The following is a 2,789-nucleotide window of genomic DNA, read 5'->3' as shown; positions in this document are numbered from 1 at the left end:
GGATGGGGCAGGAAAAGGTGTGTTGAAACGGGGTCTTTTAGAGGGCTCCCGTGGACCCCCGATCGCCGGAAATCCTCAGGGGGTCCGCGGAAGATTTTTGAGGGAAGATAACGCAGGGTTTGCTCGAGGACTTAAGAGGAAACGGTCAACCGTCTGGATGGGCCTGAACGCGGTCCGGCTGCCTGATCTCCTGTAACAGCCAGCGCCCTACGAGGTCACGAGGGAAGTGCCCACCGCGATCGAGGCCGGATCAACCGCGAGGCCAGGGGACGGCTATCGAGGAGACACCGAGGAGCGCCCCCGCCCCCACCAGGCCGGGGATCACCGCTGTGGTTCCAATGCGCCCAAACCCAGGAGCCAGCGCTTCCCCCACACTATGCCCGATGGCAAAGCCCAGACACCCCAACCCCAGATCCAGCATCAGCCGCCGCCCCCCGCCGCCGGCCATTAGATGCCGGAACAACCCCGCTCCGATCCCCAGAAAGAGGATCAACGCCGGTGTGGTCCACATCCCGGATCAGCCGCCCTGTCCATATGGGTCTTCAAGGAAAGATGGGGTGTTCAGTAAAAGCCTCTTTCAGGTCTTGTGTCGCACCCATCGCTCAGCCTCCAGAAGGCATGGCTCGTGACCCCACGGCAATCCCTCCGCAGATCGAGAAGGCCGGGGACTATCCCTCCGAAATGCTCCGCCGATGCCCTCACAGGGTGATCTCCAGCAGGTCCTCCGCGATATGCCGCAGGCGATCCGCCGGAAGCTCCGCCAGACGCATCGCCAGGCGGAGATAGGGCAGGTTGACCGGCGACGTCACGAAAGAACGAACCTCGGGAGGAAGCGCTCGGAAGCGTTCCACCTGGTCCACCAGGAGGACGGATTGCCCGATGGGGCTATCCGTGTCATAGAAGTCCGAAAGGGAAACCCCCAGATAATGGCATAAGCGCTCCAGCTCGATCAGCGGGATGGGATGCTCTCCAGACTCATATCCCCGGATCCGTCGGGGGGAGCATCCCAGGAACGCGGCGACCTCGCGCATGCTCTTCCCAGCCCGCTCCCGGGCCTGGCGCAGGATCAGACCGATGATCCGGTGGCGGAGCGCGAGGAGCTCGGGGATCGCCCCCACTGCCCCATCGCCGCCCGGCGAAGCGGGACGATCGGGATCCAGAAGGGCGGAGAGGGGCCGCTGGAAGAACCAGGCCAGGGCCTCCAGCTCCGGCAGCGTGGGATCCCGTCGGCCGGATTCATAGGCCCGATAGCGGGCCGAGGAAATCCCGAGCAACGCCGCGCACTCCCGAACGGTCTTCCCCGCTTCCTCCCGCGCCTGCCGGAGGGCAATCCCCAGGATCTTCCGACGGAGGACCAGATGCTCCTGCTCGCCCATGGGCCGGATTCCGAAAAAGGGAAATTTTCTGCGGTGCCTCGGCACCGCAGTCCATCCAGAGAGGAGCCCCCGGGGTGAGGCGCCCTCCCTCCCCTACCCCCATATTCCGGGGACCGAGGGGTTCTCCCCCCGGGATGCGGCTTCCGCCCTGCCGGTAGATCGAATTATAATCGGGACCAGCGGGGGGGGCTACCCACAGCGATCCGACGTGGAGCAGGGTTCCGATGAGGGCACTGGCGATCCATCCGGGGAAATCCGTAATCGGCCTGGCGCGATCCATGCGGCCGCGCCAGTGGCTGAAGAACGTCTTCATCTTCGCCCCCCTGGTGTTCGACGAGAAGCTGCTCCGCCCCGAGCCTCTCGGACGCACGGTGGCGGGCTTTGTGATCCTGTGTCTTCTCTCCGGGGCGGTCTACGTCTTCAACGACCTGCAGGATCTGGAGAGAGACCGACAGCATCCCCGCAAGCGCCATCGCCCCCTGCCCGCCGGGGAGCTGGATCCCCGGATCGCCTGGGGGGCCGCGCTCCTGATCCCGATCGCCCTGGCCTACCCCTCCTTCCTGCTGGACCCCCAGTTCGCGCTTATCGCCTATGTCTATTGGGGGATGAACCTGGCTTATTCCCTCTGGCTCAAACATCGGGTGATCCTGGATGTGCTGACCCTGGCCAGCGGCTATGTCCTGCGCGTCGCCGCTGGCGTCCCCCTGGTCCGGGTGGAACGGTTCTCGCCGTGGCTTTATCTGTGCACATTGCTTCTGGCCCTCTTCATCGGTTTCGCCAAGCGCCGGCAGGAGATCATCCTCCTGGGCGAGAACGCCCGCAACCACCGGGCCATCCTGGAGGAATATACGGTTCGCTTCCTCGACGAAATGATGGGCGTGGTGATGGCCGCCACCATATTGGCTTATTCGCTTTACACGTTCTCTGCCCCCAACCTTCCCTCCAACCATGCGATGATGCTGACCATCCCCTTCGTTCTCTATGGGATCTTCCGGTATCTCTACCTGATCCACGTGAAGGGAGAAACCGCCCCGCCGGATGAACTGGTGTGGAAGGACCGGCCGTTGCTGCTGACGGTGATCCTCTGGGGGCTGACGGCGGTCCTCATTCTGTATCTCCGGTAGAGCCGATGATGGCATCCCATCCGCCTCAGGCGTCGAAGGAAGTCGACCTTTAGAGGCCTCCGGCCGATGGCCGGCCTCCGCCGGCCGAAAATCTCCCGCGTCGGCGCAGGCCGACGCGGGGCGCGAAGCGCCCAATGAGGCCGATTTCCATCGGCGCGCCCGCCAACGCCCGGCGCGGAGGGCGCGCCCTGCGTTCACCCACACCGGAGGTCAAACACCTATGTCCTGGAGTCCTGGAGTGCGGTGCCGAGGCACCGCAGTCCATCTGCTGATCGCGGTTCCGCTGGCC

General features: G+C 64.7%; 3 protein-coding genes. 1 reads left to right on the top strand and 2 read right to left on the bottom strand.

The window, feature by feature from the left end:
- Nucleotides 1-250 precede the first annotated feature (250 nt).
- Together VAE54_RS10550 and VAE54_RS10545 are read right to left on the bottom strand one after the other, a co-directional pair.
- Nucleotides 251-511 carry a hypothetical protein gene (locus tag VAE54_RS10550; RefSeq protein WP_322801927.1) on the bottom strand — a complete coding sequence of 87 codons (261 nt, stop codon included), beginning with the start codon at nucleotides 509-511 and terminating at the stop codon, nucleotides 251-253.
- A 187-nt stretch (nucleotides 512-698) separates the two neighbouring features.
- Entirely contained in the window at nucleotides 699-1,376 is a 678-nt protein-coding gene (locus VAE54_RS10545; RefSeq protein ID WP_322801926.1) for a helix-turn-helix transcriptional regulator, read from the bottom strand.
- A 224-nt stretch (nucleotides 1,377-1,600) separates the two neighbouring features.
- Here VAE54_RS10545 and VAE54_RS10540 point away from each other — a divergent pair, with 224 nt between their 5' ends.
- Nucleotides 1,601-2,500 carry a decaprenyl-phosphate phosphoribosyltransferase gene (locus tag VAE54_RS10540; protein WP_322801925.1) on the top strand — a complete coding sequence of 300 codons (900 nt, stop codon included), beginning with the start codon at nucleotides 1,601-1,603 and terminating at the stop codon, nucleotides 2,498-2,500.
- Nucleotides 2,501-2,789: the final 289 nt, after the last annotated feature.

This window comes from Thermoflexus sp. (assembly GCF_034432235.1).
Classification (GTDB): domain Bacteria; phylum Chloroflexota; class Anaerolineae; order Thermoflexales; family Thermoflexaceae; genus Thermoflexus.
The sequence above is the reverse complement of the archived record's forward strand: the minus strand, read 5'-3'. Positions and strand labels throughout refer to the sequence as shown.